Annotated in this window: 13 protein-coding genes; 8 read left to right on the plus strand and 5 right to left on the minus strand. The window is 71.0% G+C overall.

The genetic code is table 11. From position 1 onward, the window contains the following. The first annotated feature begins 176 nt into the window (after window positions 1-176). Together ABMY26_RS35040 and ABMY26_RS35045 are read left to right on the plus strand one after the other, a co-directional pair. A complete protein-coding gene (locus tag ABMY26_RS35040; RefSeq protein WP_372400054.1) occupies window positions 177-605 on the plus strand; it encodes a NifB/NifX family molybdenum-iron cluster-binding protein in 429 nt (142 codons plus the stop codon). A 107-nt stretch (window positions 606-712) separates the two neighbouring features. Next, complete coding sequence (locus ABMY26_RS35045; RefSeq protein WP_372400055.1) at window positions 713-937, plus strand: hypothetical protein; 225 nt, start codon at window positions 713-715, stop codon at window positions 935-937. Between the two features lie 6 nt (window positions 938-943). Here the strand turns inward: ABMY26_RS35045 and ABMY26_RS35050 are convergent, their stop codons facing one another. Then, a complete protein-coding gene (locus ABMY26_RS35050) occupies window positions 944-1,648 on the minus strand; it encodes a sensor histidine kinase (protein ID WP_045583895.1) in 705 nt (234 codons plus the stop codon). A 293-nt stretch (window positions 1,649-1,941) separates the two neighbouring features. Between ABMY26_RS35050 and ABMY26_RS35055 the strand changes: the two genes are divergently transcribed. Continuing rightward, window positions 1,942-3,009, plus strand: a complete 1,068-nt coding sequence (locus tag ABMY26_RS35055; protein WP_372400056.1) for an esterase-like activity of phytase family protein — start codon at window positions 1,942-1,944, stop codon at window positions 3,007-3,009. Window positions 3,010-3,124: 115 nt separating this feature from the next. Further along, window positions 3,125-4,054: a DMT family transporter gene (locus tag ABMY26_RS35060; protein ID WP_372400057.1), complete on the plus strand. Its 930-nt coding sequence runs from the start codon at window positions 3,125-3,127 to the stop codon at window positions 4,052-4,054. A gap of 38 nt (window positions 4,055-4,092) precedes the next feature. On the opposite strand, the gene ABMY26_RS35065 is transcribed toward ABMY26_RS35060, so the two are convergent. The 3 genes from ABMY26_RS35065 to ABMY26_RS35075 all read right to left on the minus strand — a co-directional run bounded on the left by ABMY26_RS35065 (window position 4,093) and on the right by ABMY26_RS35075 (window position 9,193). Further along, a complete protein-coding gene (locus ABMY26_RS35065; protein ID WP_372400058.1) occupies window positions 4,093-6,189 on the minus strand; it encodes a putative bifunctional diguanylate cyclase/phosphodiesterase in 2,097 nt (698 codons plus the stop codon). Between the two features lie 366 nt (window positions 6,190-6,555). After that, complete coding sequence (locus ABMY26_RS35070) at window positions 6,556-7,191, minus strand: LysE family translocator (RefSeq protein WP_372400059.1); 636 nt, start codon at window positions 7,189-7,191, stop codon at window positions 6,556-6,558. Window positions 7,192-7,309: 118 nt separating this feature from the next. Continuing rightward, a complete protein-coding gene (locus ABMY26_RS35075) occupies window positions 7,310-9,193 on the minus strand; it encodes a hypothetical protein (protein WP_372400060.1) in 1,884 nt (627 codons plus the stop codon). Window positions 9,194-9,585: 392 nt separating this feature from the next. Here ABMY26_RS35075 and ABMY26_RS35080 point away from each other — a divergent pair, with 392 nt between their 5' ends. Then, window positions 9,586-10,341 (plus strand): DUF1194 domain-containing protein, encoded by a 756-nt coding sequence (locus tag ABMY26_RS35080; RefSeq protein WP_372400061.1) that lies wholly within the window; start codon window positions 9,586-9,588, stop codon window positions 10,339-10,341. 54 nt (window positions 10,342-10,395) lie between these two features. On the opposite strand, the gene ABMY26_RS35085 is transcribed toward ABMY26_RS35080, so the two are convergent. Continuing rightward, on the minus strand, window positions 10,396-10,584 hold the full coding sequence (locus ABMY26_RS35085) for a hypothetical protein (RefSeq protein ID WP_372400062.1): 189 nt from the start codon (window positions 10,582-10,584) through the stop codon (window positions 10,396-10,398). 281 nt (window positions 10,585-10,865) lie between these two features. On the opposite strand from ABMY26_RS35085, the gene ABMY26_RS35090 reads away from it, so the two are divergent. From ABMY26_RS35090 to eat, 3 genes are read left to right on the plus strand one after another with little or no spacing between them, the layout of a single operon-like run. Beyond that, the gene (locus ABMY26_RS35090; protein ID WP_372400063.1) at window positions 10,866-12,260 is read left to right on the plus strand and encodes an ethanolamine ammonia-lyase subunit EutB; all 1,395 of its coding nucleotides are present in this window, start codon (window positions 10,866-10,868) and stop codon (window positions 12,258-12,260) included. Further along, entirely contained in the window at window positions 12,257-13,021 is a 765-nt protein-coding gene (eutC, locus tag ABMY26_RS35095; protein ID WP_372400064.1) for an ethanolamine ammonia-lyase subunit EutC, read from the plus strand. Before ABMY26_RS35090 ends, eutC begins: the two co-directional genes overlap by 4 nt. 50 nt (window positions 13,022-13,071) lie before the next feature. Continuing rightward, window positions 13,072-14,484, plus strand: coding sequence for an ethanolamine permease (gene eat / locus ABMY26_RS35100; protein ID WP_372400065.1), 1,413 nt, complete (start codon window positions 13,072-13,074; stop codon window positions 14,482-14,484). Window positions 14,485-14,525: the final 41 nt, after the last annotated feature.

Here is a 14,525-nt window from a genome sequence, read left to right on the forward strand (position 1 = left end):
GGCATATAGTACAAATTCGGTGCTGAAAGTCAAGCTTGAGGGTCGGATATCGCCCGGTGCCCGCGGAGGGAGGCGGGCGGCAGGGAGGGGAGGATTGACCTCCCTCAGTGCGCGGGCGGCGGGAGCGTGGCAGGAGAGGCGGGTCGCCGGGCACCATCGCGAGGGATCCGCTCATCATGAGAATCGCCGTCGGGACCAAGGATTTCCAGACCATCGCCACCCATGGCGGCCGCACCCGCCGCTTCCTGGTCTATGAGGCGGAGGCAGGATTCGACCCGGTCGAGACCGGCCGGATCGAACTGGGGGAGGAGGAGGTGCTGCATCTCTGCGGCGACGGCCGCCCCCACCCGATCGACGCGGTGCAGGTGGTCGTCACCGGCTCGTCGGGGGCGGGGTTCGTCGCCCATATGAGGCGCCGCGGCATCGAACCGGTGACGACGCTGGAAACCGACCCGGTCCGGGCGATCCGCGGCTGGTTCGCCGGCACGCTGGTGCCGGCGCCCGAGCCGGAGCACCCGCACGACCACCATGACGGTGCCGATCGTCAGGACGGGCATCGTCATGGCGCCCCCGGTCGAGACGGGGAGCGGCCGAGCGGCATATAGCGCACCTATATTCCGCAGGCATCCGCGCAGCATCGATTTTATACGCCGAACGGCCTTTTCCTCATGGGACCGCCGGCCACCGGCCGGCATTTGGCTGCGAGGCGACCATGCTGGGAAAATCGGCCCGAACGCTGCCGGGGGGGCAGGCGCTGCCGCCGGCCCGGCAGCGGGCTGCGGCGGAAACCGGCCTTGCGGAGACATCCGCCGGCACCGATCCCGGCAGGGTGCCCGGCGCGGGCGCGCTCCTGTGCGAGGCGGCGGTCACACTGGCCGCCTGCCTGTCGGTCGCGCTGGTGCTCGCGCTGCTGGGCCGCCATCTGGCGGGCGGCTGAAGGCGGTCAGACCGGAAAGCTGACGCTGGCGGTGGTGCCGGCGGCATCGCTGTCGGTGGACAGCGTGTCGCCGAGCTGGCCAGCCAGCGCCTCGGCCAGCATCAGTCCGTCCTCGGCCGTGGTGTCGAAACCGGCGGGCAGGGCGCGGCCGTTGTCCTCCACCGTCAGGCGGGCCCGGCCGCTGTCGCCCTGCTGGCGCACGGTGATGCGGATCCAGCCGTCGTCGGGAAAGGCATGGTGTAGGCAGCTCGTCACCAGCTCCGCGATGATCAGGCCGAGCGGCATCGCCTCGTACAGGCCGATCTGGATCGCATCGGAGGTGACCGTCACCGGCACGCGCGAAAGCGCCCCCGGCGTGCCTTCGCGCACCGCCTCGCACAGGGCGCCGACATAGCGGCCCAGGTCGACATGGGTGCCGGCGCCGCTTTCGTGCAGTTGCCGATAGAGGATCGCCAGCGCCTCGATGCGGACCATCGTCTGTTCGTAGGCGGCGCGGGCATCGGGGTCGCGGATGCGGCCAGCCTGCAGCTTCAGCAGGCTGATCACCAGTTGCAGACTGTTCTTGGCGCGGTGCTGGAGTTCCCGCAGCTCGGCTTCCAACTCCTGGATGCGTGCCGTCAGCCGGTCGGCCGGGGAGGTGCCGGACGCGACTGCGTCGCCCGACTGGTCCGGAGGAGAATAGGCGGGCTGGGACCGCGGAAGCATCGGCATGGGAACGGACTCTGCTCGGTCGTCGCGGAAGAAGCATGGTCGAAAACACTTGCCAATCTAAGCGCTTGTCCGGGCGGCCCCACCGGTTCTGTGGGAGTAACCCGCCGCGCCTAGCCGGTATGTGAGGGGAGCCGGAACGGCCAAGCCTACGCCCGGCCAAATCTACGCCCGGCCAAATCTACACCCGGCCAAACCTACACCCGGACGACCGGCGCTCCGCATTCCGCGCTTCCGGTCGATGTCCGCCGAAAGAGAAGGTTGTGCGTCTCGGTTGCACTGGCAAGAGTGGGCGGATGACGATGCGAAAGACGCTTGCCTGGATTTCGATGCTGGTCGCCCTGTCCGGCGGCTGCGCCGCTGTGGTCGGGAGCGGCGGCACCCTTGCGGACGGCGCCCCCGGTCCCGATTTTGTCACGGCATCCGCGGTGCCGCTCGACCGCGACCGGCCGGCAAGGGTGGCTCTCGGCCCTCTGCGCTTCCTCGGTGCGCTCGACATCGCCGGGGGCGACCGGGTCGGCGGATTGTCCGGTCTGTGGGTGTCCCCGGACGGCGGGCGTTTCGTCGCGGTGGGCGATACCGGGCTGGTGGCGGATGGCCGGATCGCCGGCGACACGGACGGACGGCTGGCCGGAATGGCGGAGCTTCGCGTCCGTCCCCTGGCGGTGGAGGAGGGCGTTTCCCGCCGCAAGCGCCGCACCGACGCGGAGGATCTGACCCGACTGCCGGACGGTGGCTGGCTGGTGTCGCTGGAGCGCGACCACCGCATCCTGCGCTATCCCGCCGGCGACCATGGGCCGCAGGGCACGCCGACGCCGATCCCGCTGCCGCCCGGCGTGGCGGAGGGGTCGCCGGACAATGGCGGGCTGGAGGCACTGACCCTCCTTTCGGACGGACGGCTGCTGACCATCGAGGAGGGCGGCGACGACGGCCGGCCGGACCGCCGCGCCTGGATCGCGCGGCCCGGGCTTCCCGAAGTGGGTGTTTCCGCTGGGGGCCTGCCGCGCAGCGCCGCGGACTGGCAGCCCTTCACCTACCGTGCCGCGCCCCGATACCGCCCGACCTCGGCCGCGCCGCTGCCGGACGGCGGGGTTCTGGTGCTGGAGCGCTCTGTGTCGCTGCTGGGCGGCTGGTCGTCCCGTCTCGTCCGGGTGACGCCGCAACAGCTGCGGGCCGGCGGCATCGTCGAAGGGGAGGAACTGGGCCGTCTGGAGGCACCGCTGCTGAACGACAATTTCGAAGGCGTCGCCACCCGACCGGGACCCGCGGGCGAGACGCTGGTCTATCTGATCTCCGACAACAATTTCAGCCCGCTCCAGCGCACCTACCTGCTGATGTTCGCACTGCCCGGCCCGTCCTCCTGATTTGCCGGCCGCGCCTTATTCGACCAAAGTCGCACGGTGCGGGCGCGGGTGCGTGTTTGACAGCCCCACGCCCCTGCGGCTAGCTGTCGGAACTGTTCGGCAAGGAAACGATCTCATGGCGACGCCCGACAGTTTGGCCCCGGCGGCGTTCGGGACGGGACGGGCGGCCCTGCTGACCCTGCTGGCGATGCTGGCCTTCGCCGCCAACTCCATCCTGTGCCGGCTGGCCCTGACCCAGACCGCCATCGACCCGGCCAGCTTCACGCTGGTTCGCATCGCCTCCGGCGCGGCCAGCCTGTGGCTGATCGCCCGCGCCACCGGGCATGGACCGACCGGCGAGGGAAAGCGGGGCAGGGGACGCCGGGGCGGCGGGAGCTGGATCGGGGCGGCGGCGCTGCTGGCCTATGCCGCCGCCTTCTCCTTCGCCTACCTCACCATGACCGCGGGCACCGGGGCGTTGCTGCTGTTCGGCGCGGTGCAGGCCACCATGATCCTGGCCGGGCTGTACCGCGGCGAGCGGCTGTCGCCGATGCAATGGGGCGGGCTGGGGCTGGCGCTTGGCGGGCTGGGGCTGCTGCTGGCGCCCGGCCTGTCGCCGCCCGACCCGTTGGGGGCGTTGCTGATGGTGGCCGCCGGCGTCGCCTGGGGCGTCTATTCGCTGCTGGGCCGCAGCAGCCGCGATCCCATCGCCACCACCGCCGGCAACTTCCTGCGCGCCGCGCCGATGGCTGCGGTCGTGGCGCTGCTGTCGTCCGCCTTCGGCGCCGTGTCGGGAGGCGGCGCGCGCTGGGATGCCGGAGGGCTGGTCTATGGCTTGCTGTCGGGGGCACTTGCGTCGGGCGTCGGCTATGCGATCTGGTACGCCGCTCTGCCTGCCCTGACCGCCGCCCGCGCCGCCTCCGTCCAGTTGAGCGTCCCGGTCATCACCGCCATCGCCGCGCTGCTGGCGCTGGGCGAACGGATCACGCCGCCGCTCGCCATCGCCTCGGCCGCCGTGCTGGGCGGCATCGCGCTGGTCATCGCGGGCAAGCGCCGCCCGGCCTGACGTTCCCAGTTCCCTTCCGCCTCCCATGCCGGCCCCCCTCACGCCGACAGCGGCAGCGCCTCGTCGCAGGCGAAGGCCGTCATGATCATCGCCTCCGCCGCGTCGGCCGACAGCGGGCGGGAGATCAGGTAGCCCTGCAGGCAGTCGCAGCCGGCCTCGGCCAGCCAATGGCGCTGCTCGGCGGTTTCCACCCCCTCCGCCACGGTGGACAGCATCAGGCGTTGGGCCAGCGCGATGACGGTCGAGGCGATGTCGGGGGCGTGCGGCAGATCGTTGACGAAGCTGCGGTCGATCTTCAGCACGTCGACCGGCAATTGCCGCAGATAGGCCAGCGAGGAATAGCCGGTGCCGAAATCGTCGATGGCGATGCGCACGCCCAGCGCCCGCAGGCGGTTCAGCGTCGGCAGGTGGTGGCGCACGTCCTTCATGATGACGGTCTCGGTGATCTCCAGCTCCAGCAGGTCGGGCGGGGTGCCGTGGCGTTGCAGCACCTGTTCGACCTGCCGGGCGAAGCCGGGGTCGGCGAGCTGGCGGGCGGAGACGTTGACCGCCACCGGCACCGGACCATGGTCGAGCGCCCAGCGCGTCGCCGTGCGGCAGGCCTCCTCCAGCACCCAGCGGCCGATCTCGATGATCAGGCCGGTGTCCTCGGCCACCGGGATGAAGTCGGCGGGGGAGATCGGAACCCCCTCGTGGCGCCAGCGGATCAGCGCCTCGAAGCCGGTCAGCCGGCCGCCCGACGCCTCGATCTTCGGCTGATAGACCAGCTCGAAGGACCGCGCCGCCACCGCCTCGCGCAGGCCGGACTCCAGCCGCAGCCGCGCCTCCGCCCGGTCGGTCATGTCGCGCGTGTAGAAGACGAAGCGGTTGCCGCCCGCATTCTTGGCGGCCTGCATGGCGGAATCGGCCATCCGCATCAGCCCGGCACTGTCGGTCTGGCTCCCTTGTGCCTGGCCCGCTTGCGCCTGGTGGAGGGCGACGCCGACGCTGGCGGTGACATGGACGCGGTGTTCCGCCACCTCCGTCACCATCGACAGGGTGTCCAGCAGCCTTTGCGCCACCATCGCCGCCTCTTCGCCGTCGGCGACACGCTCCAGCACCACCAGGAACTCGTCGCCGCCGAGCCGGCCGACGGTGTCGCAGCGCCGGACGCTGGCGTTCAGCCGCTCCGCCACCCGGCAGAGCAGCGCGTCGCCCACCCCGTGTCCCAGGCTGTCGTTGACCCGCTTGAAGCGGTCGAGATCGACATACAGCACGGCCAGCCGGCCGGAGCCGGCCGATCTGGCACGCTCCGCCAGCTCGATGGCGTGGTCGAGCCGGTCGAGCAGCAGCGCCCGGTTCGCCAGCCCGGTCAGCGGACAGCGCGTCGCCAGCCGGCGCAGCTCGTCATGCTCGCGCTCCAGCAGGCCCAGGGTGTGGTTGAAGCGGGCGATGACGAAGCCCAGCTCGTCGTCGGCATGGCCGCGCGGCACGGCCAGCGGCTGGCCGTAGGGCTTTTCCGGGTCGATGCGGGCCACGGCGCGCCCGATCTGCAGCAGCGGACGGGTCAGCAGCCGGTGGAAGACCGCGGCCATCGCCAGCCCGACCAGCAGGTTGCGCAGCGTTCCCGCCACCAGCGCCGCCGATGCATAGGCGAGGAAGCCGGCGGCCGCCCGGCCGGTGTCGATGCCGACGATCAGGCGCCCGACCCTGCCGGCGGCACCGTCCGGCAGGCTGCGGTCTCCGGCAGGGTGGCCGGCGGAGGGGGGAAAGAGGTCATGGACCACCACCGGCGGATCGCGGAACAGCAGCGCCGTCGCCGCGCGCTCCAGCGGGGTGGCCGGCGGAGAGGTCCGGTCGCGGCGGGCCAGCAGCGTCCCGTCGATCAGGCGGATCTCGGCCCAGGCGGCGTCGGTGCGGATCATGCCGTCCAGCACCTGCCCGGCCAGCACCCCGTCGATCTGCCAGGCGGCGCCGGCCGCCGGCCCCTCCACCAGGGCGACGGCATCCCCCAGCCGCGCCAGCGCCGTTGCCCGTTCGCGCGAGGCGGTCCAGGCGAATTCCACCGCGGTGATGGCGAATCCGATGACGAAGGCGGCGAGGACCGCGTGAATCGCCTGCTTCAGCGTCAGGCTGCGCAGGACTGGGATCGCCATCGTACCGTTCCTCGGCCGGGTGTTTCGCATCGCCACCCCTGCCGGTGGCGCACCCCCGGCGGGTTGCGCCTTCAGGCGGACCTGGCGAACCGAAGCATTAATAGGACCGGCGATGACCGGGGCGCGGCGATTCCATGAAATTTTTGTAACCGGCTACCGGCGCATATTGCTGGCAATGCATATTGCTGCATGGGGCCATTCCATCGGCGCATGGCTACCATTCAGCATTGGTAATACCAGTTGGTGTGCGGCGCAGCATATTCTGCCCTTGCCCATTCTCGGGGCGTTTCCTCCCTAAACTATAGGGCCGCGCACTGCGCGGCCCTTTTCTTTTTCAGCGATACGGAAGGCCCGGAGGGCGGGGGCTCACACCCGCCGCGCCAGCGCCAGCAGGCCGCCGGCACCGATCATCAGCCCGCCGGTCAGGCGGTTCAGCGACTTGGCCGCCGATACCGTGGTCAGCTTCGCCGCCAGCCGGTCGCCGCCGGTGGCATAGGCCATGATCCAGCCGAACTCGATCACGACCATGGTCGCGACCAGCGCCACCAGCTGCGGCGCCAGCGGTGCCGCGGCATCGATGAATTGCGGGAACAGGGCGCCCATGAAGACCAGCGCCTTGGGATTGCTGAAGGCCACCAGCGCGCCGCGCAGGAACAGCCGCGAGGCCGACCCCTCGCCAGACGCCGCTGCGGCGGTGTCGCGTTCCCCGGCCGGCTCCACCGGCGCCCGCCATGCGGCGATGCCGAGCCAGGTCAGATAGGCCACGCCGGCCCAGCGCACGATCTCGAAGGCCAGGACCGAGGTGGAGAGCAGGGCGCCCAGCCCGAAGGCCGACAGCGCCGCCATCACCGCCAGCGCCGCGCACATGCCGGCCCCGCCCCAGGCGGCGCGGCGCGCGCCGAACCGCAGGCCCAGGCTCATCGCCAGCAGCATGTTCGGCCCCGGCGTCATCGAGATCACGAAGGCGGTGGCGAAGAAGAAGGCGAGCGTCTGCCACGTCATGGTCGTCGGGCCCCGGATGGATAAGGGAGATATGCGTCGGTCGGTCGCACCACAGCATCATGCGCCGCACGCCGCCGCAAGCGGCCCCGGCGAAGTGCAGCCATGCTCTCCCGGGTGCTTACTCGGACGCCTGCAGCGCCCGCCATGCCCGCAGGGCGAGATTGGCGGAATCCTGGTCCGGCCGCCTGTAGGCGGCGAAGCGGCGGTCGCGGATCCGGCTGCGGGCATCGGTCCACACGGCGTTCCAGTCGATCGTCCCGTCGGTCAGCAGCCGGTCCTCGATGATGGCCAGCAATGCCTCGTTCACCGCCGACACCCCGATGTTCTGCGTCGCCAGCACCAGCGCGTCGGGCGCCCGGTCCAGCGTGGCGCGCAGGCGGGTGTGGCCGCCGCAGGAGCCCCAGAAGACCAGGGCGGTGGCGGGCACGATCTCCGGCATCGTCCCGTCCTCGTGATAGCTGTGGCCGCGGTGGACGACGATGGAGGGCGACAGGCCCTCGCGCGACAGCCATGCCCAGGCGGCGGCGCGGCCGGCCTCGCCCGCCCCGGGCACGTCGGCGACGATGACGATCCGGCGGCCCCGCCGTTCCGGGCTGACGGCGACGACGAAGCCGGGATTGGTCTGCAGCGCCCAGCCCTGCGCGCGATGCAGCCGCAGGAAGCCGCGGAAGGACGCCCGCCCGTCGGGATCGTCGTAGAAGGTCATCCGCTGCACGTTGAGGCCGTTGCGGAACAGACGCTGCCCGGTCAGCACCGGCAGCGCCGCCAGGGAATGGCGCTCGGCGAAGCGCTCCGCCTGGAAGGCCGCGGTCGCCGGGCGTCCGGACAGGCGCATCGCATGCAGGCTGCCGGCAAGCCCGGCCATGGCCTTGACCGACGGATCGCCGGCGCCGCGGTACCAGGCCGCCAGTTCGTCCTCCAGCGCCGCACGGACCGGGCGGGAGTCGGTGTCCATGGCATCGGCGAGCGCGCCGATGACCGCCGCCGGATCCAATGCCCCGCTAGGCGCACCGTTCGGCGCACGGCCCGGCGCCTTCGAGACGGCCGGCACCAGGGCCTGGATGCTCTCCCGCATCAGCTCGCGCGCCGCCGCCGGGTCGGTGCCGAACAGGCTGCCCGCCCGCCCGCCGCCGACCGTCGCGACGAAGAACTCCGCCCACAGCCGCCGGGTCCGCGGCCCGCGCGCAAGGTCGAGGAAGCCGCGCCGCTCCTGCTTCAGCTGGATCTGGAGGATGTTGACGAGACCGTCGAGCGAGGAGGTGTAGAGCTGCGGCCCGATGCGCGCGACCAGTTCCAGCAGGGACTCCGACGGCAGCGCCAGCGTGATGCGGAAGCGGTCGGCCGGCGGGTCGTCGACCATGTCGTCGATCAGCGCCCCGATCCTGGGAGCGAGCAGGGCAGGATCCCGTGCGAAGGACGCCGCCAGCAGCTTCGCCGCCTGGAGCTCCAGCATCCGCAGGTCCGGCTTGGCAAGGCGTTTGCGCAGTTCGTGCCGGGTTTCGTAGAAGTGCATCCCGCTGTCGAGCGAGCGCATCAAAAGCCCGATGTCCAGCGCCCGGGCGATGATCTCCGCGCCGCCGGACCGGACTGACAGCTGGTCGGCGGCGCCGAGCACGTCGAAAGGGGCGGCAACCGCCGCATCGCGCAGCACCACCGACGCAGCCTCGCCCGGAAACAGGCCGGAGCAGCGGAAGGCTTCCGCAGGCGACCGGCGCGCCAGCCCGGCGAAGGCCTCGTCACCGCCGAACAGCGCGTCGAGGACGGCCTGGCCGGCCGGTTCGCCGTCGGCACAGGCCGTCGGGGCATTGGCACCATGCGGCATGGAGGCGAGGGGGACCGGCGGCCGCGGTGGCTCCGGCGCCAGCAGCTCGGCGGAATGCAGGGGTTGCAGGGCGGCAGCGGCGGCAGTGACCGCCGTCTGGGCGGAGGCGGCGACCGGCCAGCCGCCCGCCAGGACGATGGCGCAGGCGGCCCATAGCAGCCGACGCGGCCGTAACGACAACCGCGCTGCAGCAGGGCGGCAGGGAAACGGACGACCAGGAAACGGACGACCGGGAACCGAACGATCTGGGACCACGTCGATGGATGCTTCGGACAAGGAACGGGAAAGGAGCACCCATCCTAACGGCGTACTCCCTATGGGCAATGCTATGCAGGCAATCGGCGTCTTGTCACCCGTTTACCGGCTCGACGCATGCACATCACCCTGCCGCCCGCGTTCCTTGCGGCATCCGCCTCGACCGCGAGGTACTCCGCCTTGGCCCGATCAGGACGTCGGAATACCCCGGCAGGCCATGGACAGCCGATGCCTGCGCACCAATCCTCAGTCCTTCGTCCGGTATTCGGTGGCCGGCGTTCCGGCCCGGGCCCCCGGTGGCGAGAAGGAGGATGCGGATGCGTGCATACCGTCTCTTGGCCTGTTTTCCGATCGTCACCGCGTTATGCGCGCCGCTGTCCGCGGTTCCGGCCGCCGCCCAGACGCCGGTCGACCTGGAACTGGTGCTGGCCGTCGACGTGTCCGGCAGCGTCGATCCGGACGAGGCGAAGCTGCAGCGCAACGGCTATGTCCAGGCCCTGCTGAACCCCAGGGTGCAGGCGGCGATCCGCGGCGGGCCGTTCGGCCGCGTCGCCGCCACCTACATGGAATGGGCGGGGGAGGGGCACCAGCATGTCGTCGTCCCCTGGACCGAGCTGAGCGATCCGGCCAGCATCGAACGCTTCGCCGCCGTCGTCGCCGAGGCGCCGATGATGACCGAGCAATGGACCTCGATCAGCGCCGCCATCGACCGCGCCGTCCCGCTGTTCGACGCCAACGGCTTCGAGGGCATGCGGCGGGTCATCGACCTGTCGGGCGACGGCGAGAACAACCGCGGCCGCCCGGTGGAGGAGGCGCGCGACGCCGCGGTCGCCCGCGGCATCACCATCAACGGCCTGCCGATCCTGAACGACCGGCCAAACCCCTGGGGCGGAGCAGCGCCGAACGACCTGGAAGGCTATTACCGCGACCATGTCATCGGCGGTCCCGGCGCCTTCCTGGTTCCGGCGCGCAATTTCGACGCCTTCGCCGACGCCATTCTCAGCAAACTGCTGCTGGAGGTGTCCGGCGTGATGCCGGACGGGCGGGCGGGCCGGGACCTCGTCGCCCGCTGACGGCGCCCGCCGGCTGCCCCCGCCCCGACAGCCCACGCCGACCGGACAGGCCGGTCAGTCCACCGTGCGGTCGATGGCGCGGCCGGCTTTTTCCGCCGGGCCGGGCGGATCGATGGCGTCCTTGACGCTCTGGCCGGCCTTGTCGATGGACTCGCCGGCCCGCTCGGCCGGGCCTTCCTGGTGGCAGGCGGCCACGGCGACCAGCGGCAGGACCAGGACGGCGGTGCGCAACAGCGTCAGCATGACGATCTCCTTCTTGCGTGGCGCGCGGCGTCCCGGTTCGGGCAAGACTGCCGGCGGGCGGCGCGCTGCGATGCGAGAGGAACGCCACGGCCGGGCTTCCGGTTCGCACGGCTACCCGGTTGCTCCGCCGGTGGCCACGCTTGCGCCGGAACGCGCGCAAAGCGGCTATTCCTTTCCGTCGGGAGAGGGGAACGTTCCGAATTTTGTGTTCTACGGTCAACTGCCCGCCGGCTGGACCGTGCCACTCTGCCCTTCGAGGATGAGACGGGCGGGAGGCCGGCATGGCTGGGTACCATTGCGATCTGGGGCGGCATCGCCATCGCTTCGACGACCTGAGGACCCTGATGGCCTGCGCCTCGCCGCGGCGGTCGGGGGACGAGCTTGCGGGCATCGCCGCCGACAGCGACGAGCGGCGGGTCGCCGCCCGCATGGTGCTGGCCGACCTGCCGCTTAAGGTTTTCCTGAGCGAGGCGCTGGTCCCCTACGAGACCGACGAGGTGACGCGCCTCATCGTCGACAGCCACGACGCCGACGCCTTCCGCCCGGTGGCGCACATGACGGTCGGGCAGTTCCGCGACTGGCTGCTGTCCTACGAGGCCGACGGCGCGGCACTGGCGGCGCTCGCCCCCGGCCTGACGCCCGAGATGGCGGCGGCGGTGTCCAAGCTGATGCGCAACCACGATCTGGTCTGCGCCGCCGCCAAATGCTCGGTCGTCACCCGCTTCCGCACCACGGTCGGGCTGCCGGGCCGGCTGTCGAGCCGGCTGCAGCCCAACCACCCGACCGACGACCCGACCGGCATCGCCGCCTCGACGCTGGACGGGCTGCTCTACGGCATCGGCGATGCGGTGATCGGCATCAACCCGGCGACCGACAACGTCCCGGCCTGCATCGCGCTGTTGGAAATGCTGGACGCGGTGCGCACCCGCTTCGACATCCCGGTCCAGTCCTGCGTCCTGTCCCATGTCACCACCACCCTGCAGGCGATCGGGCGCGGGGCGCCGGTCGATCTCGTCTTCCAGTCGATCGCCGGCACCGAGAAGGCCAATGCCGGCTTCGGCGTCACCCTGTCGCTGCTGGCCGAGGCGCAGGAGGCGGCCAAGTCGCTGAAGCGCGGCACCATCGGCGACAACGTGATGTATTTCGAGACCGGGCAGGGCTCGGCCCTGTCGGCCGACGCCCATTTCGGCGTCGACCAGCAGACGGTGGAAACCCGCGCCTATGCGGTGGCCCGCGCCTTCGACCCGCTGCTGGTCAACACGGTGGTCGGCTTCATCGGACCCGAATATCTCTATGACGCCAAGCAGATCACCCGTGCCGGGCTGGAGGACCATTTCTGCGCCAAGCTGCTCGGCGTGCCGATGGGCTGCGACGCCTGCTACACCAACCATGCCGAGGCCGACCAGGACGACATGGACGTCCTGATGACCATGCTGGCGACCGCGGGCGTCAATTTCCTGATCGCGGTGCCCGGCGCCGACGACGTCATGCTGAACTACCAGAGCCTGTCCTACCATGACGTGCTCGGCCTGCGGCACCTGCTGAAACGCCCGCCGGCCCCGGAGTTCGAGGCGTGGCTCGACAAGGCGGGCTGGCTCGACGGGCAACGCCGGCTGCCGCCCTGGCCCGACCAGAGCCTCGTCGTCTCCGCCCTGCTGGGGAGCGCCGGCCGATGAATGAGACCCCCAAGGATCCGTGGGCGCGCTTCCGCACCGCCACCCGCGCCCGCATCGCGCTGGGCCGCAGCGGCGACGCCCTGCCGACCAAGGCACTGCTGGACTTCCAGCTCGCCCATGCCCGCGCCCGCGACGCCGTCCACAGCACGGTCGATTTCGCCCGGCTGGCCGCCGATCTGGCCCCGCTCGAGACACTCCGCGTCCACAGCGCCGCCGCCGACCGGCCGACCTATCTGCGCCGGCCGGATCTGGGCCGCCGGCTGGATCCGGCGAGCGCCGCGGCGCTGCCGCCCGGCGAGTGGGATCTGCTGTTCGTCGTCGCCGACGGGCTGTCGGCCGCGGCGGTGCAGGTCAATGCCGCGCCGCTGATCCATGCCTGCATGACGCGGCTGCCCGGCCTGCGGATCGGGCCGGTGGTGCTGGCGGAACAGGCCCGCGTCGCGCTGGGCGACGAGGTGGCCGCGGCCATGGGGGCACGGCTGGCGGTGCTGCTGGTGGGCGAGCGGCCCGGCCTGTCGGCTGCCGAATCGCTGGGCGCCTACCTGACCTGGGCGCCGAGGCCCGGCCGCGCCGATTCCGAGCGCAACTGCATCTCCAACATCCATTCCGACGGCCTGTCCATCCAGGCGGCCGCCGACAAGCTGTGCTGGCTCGCCACCGAGGCGGCGCGGCTGAAACTGACCGGGGTCGCCCTGAAGGAGGACGCCCCGTCGCTGGCCGGTCCGGACAACGAGAAAAACCAACTGCCCGACCGGTCGTGAGAGAGCGCTGCCATCGACACCAACGCCTTTGAACAGGGGCAGGAGGCATCATGTCTGGGAACACGAAACCTGAATTGAGCAAGAGCCTGAGCGGGCTCCATCTGTGGGGAATCGCCGTGGGGCTGGTGATCTCCGGCGAATATTTCGGCTGGAGCTACGGCTGGGCGGCGGCGGGGACGCTGGGCTTCCTCGTCACCACGATCCTGATCGCGGCGATGTACACCACCTTCATCTTCAGCTTCACCGAGCTGACCACCGCGATTCCCCATGCCGGCGGACCCTTCGCCTACAGCTACCGCGCCTTCGGACCCAAGGGGGGCTTCGTCGCCGGCTTCGCCACGCTGATCGAGTTCGTCTTCGCGCCGCCGGCCATCGCACTGGCCATCGGGGCCTATCTCAACGTGCAGTTCCCCGGGCTCGACCCCAAGCTGGCCGCGGTCGGCGCCTATGTCATCTTCATGGGGCTGAACATCGCCGGCGTGTCCATCGCCGCCACCTTCGAGCTGTTCGTCACCCTGCTGGCGATCTTCGAGCTGGTGGTGTTCATGGGCGTGGTGTTCCCCGGCTTCTCCTGGGCCAACTTCACCGCCAACGGCTGGTCCGGGTCGAACAGCTTCAGCATGGACAGCTTCGGCGGCATCTTCGCCGCGATCCCCTTCGCCATCTGGTTCTTCCTGGCGATCGAGGGGGCGGCGATGGCGGCGGAGGAGACCAAGGATCCCAGGCGCACCGTGCCGCGCGCCTATATCGGCGGCATCCTGACGCTGGTGGTGCTGGCCTTCGGCACCATGATCTTCGCCGGCGGCGTCGGCGACTGGAACGCGCTGTCCAACATCAACGACCCGCTGCCGCAGGCGATGAAGGCGGTGGTCGGCGAGTCCAGCGGCTGGCTGCACATGCTGGTGTGGATCGGCCTGTTCGGCCTGATCGCGTCCTTCCACGGCATCATCATGGGCTATTCGCGCCAGATCTTCGCGCTGTCGCGCGCCGGCTTCCTGCCGCCGGTGCTGGCCCGGCTGCACCCGACCCGCAAGACCCCGCACTGGGCCATCCTGGCCGGCGGCGTGGTCGGCATCGCCGCCATCTACTCCGACTCCTTCATCGAGATCGGCGGCCTGCCGCTGACCGCCAACATCGTCACCATGTCGGTGTTCGGCGCCATCGTCATGTACATCATGAGCATGGCGGCGCTGTTCCGCCTGCGCGCCGCCGAACCGGCGCTGGAGCGTCCCTACCGGGCGCCCTTCTATCCGGTGTTCCCGGCGATCTCGCTGGTGCTGGCGGTGCTGGCCCTGGTGACGATGGTCTATTACAACGCCCTGGTCTTCGGCCTGTTCGTGGCGCTGTTCGCGCTCGGCTACCTGTTCCACCTGGCGACCGCCGGCATGCGGGTGAAGGCCGGGGCGACCGGCGGGCTCGGACATATGGACGCCTTCACCGAAGCGCGGTCGATGGTGGATTGAGGCTTGGCGGGGGGGCGTCGGCTTGCGGATGCCCCCTCCCT

Source organism: Azospirillum sp. HJ39, from assembly GCF_041507355.1.
Lineage (GTDB): Bacteria > Pseudomonadota > Alphaproteobacteria > Azospirillales > Azospirillaceae > Azospirillum > Azospirillum thiophilum.

Bases quoted from the DNA above. Each gene is read 5' to 3' on its own strand.
- ABMY26_RS35040 (WP_372400054.1), top strand. From the start codon at position 177: ATGAGAATCGCCGTCGGGACCAAGGATTTCCAGACCATCGCCACCCAT.
- ABMY26_RS35045 (WP_372400055.1), top strand. From the start codon at position 713: ATGCTGGGAAAATCGGCCCGAACGCTGCCGGGGGGGCAGGCGCTGCCG.
- ABMY26_RS35050 (WP_045583895.1), bottom strand. From the start codon at position 1,648: ATGCCGATGCTTCCGCGGTCCCAGCCCGCCTATTCTCCTCCGGACCAG.
- ABMY26_RS35055 (WP_372400056.1), top strand. From the start codon at position 1,942: ATGACGATGCGAAAGACGCTTGCCTGGATTTCGATGCTGGTCGCCCTG.
- ABMY26_RS35060 (WP_372400057.1), top strand. From the start codon at position 3,125: ATGGCGACGCCCGACAGTTTGGCCCCGGCGGCGTTCGGGACGGGACGG.
- ABMY26_RS35065 (WP_372400058.1), bottom strand. From the start codon at position 6,189: ATGGCGATCCCAGTCCTGCGCAGCCTGACGCTGAAGCAGGCGATTCAC.
- ABMY26_RS35070 (WP_372400059.1), bottom strand. From the start codon at position 7,191: ATGACGTGGCAGACGCTCGCCTTCTTCTTCGCCACCGCCTTCGTGATC.
- ABMY26_RS35080 (WP_372400061.1), top strand. From the start codon at position 9,586: ATGCGTGCATACCGTCTCTTGGCCTGTTTTCCGATCGTCACCGCGTTA.
- ABMY26_RS35085 (WP_372400062.1), bottom strand. From the start codon at position 10,584: ATGCTGACGCTGTTGCGCACCGCCGTCCTGGTCCTGCCGCTGGTCGCC.
- ABMY26_RS35090 (WP_372400063.1), top strand. From the start codon at position 10,866: ATGGCTGGGTACCATTGCGATCTGGGGCGGCATCGCCATCGCTTCGAC.
- eutC (WP_372400064.1), top strand. From the start codon at position 12,257: ATGAATGAGACCCCCAAGGATCCGTGGGCGCGCTTCCGCACCGCCACC.
- eat (WP_372400065.1), top strand. From the start codon at position 13,072: ATGTCTGGGAACACGAAACCTGAATTGAGCAAGAGCCTGAGCGGGCTC.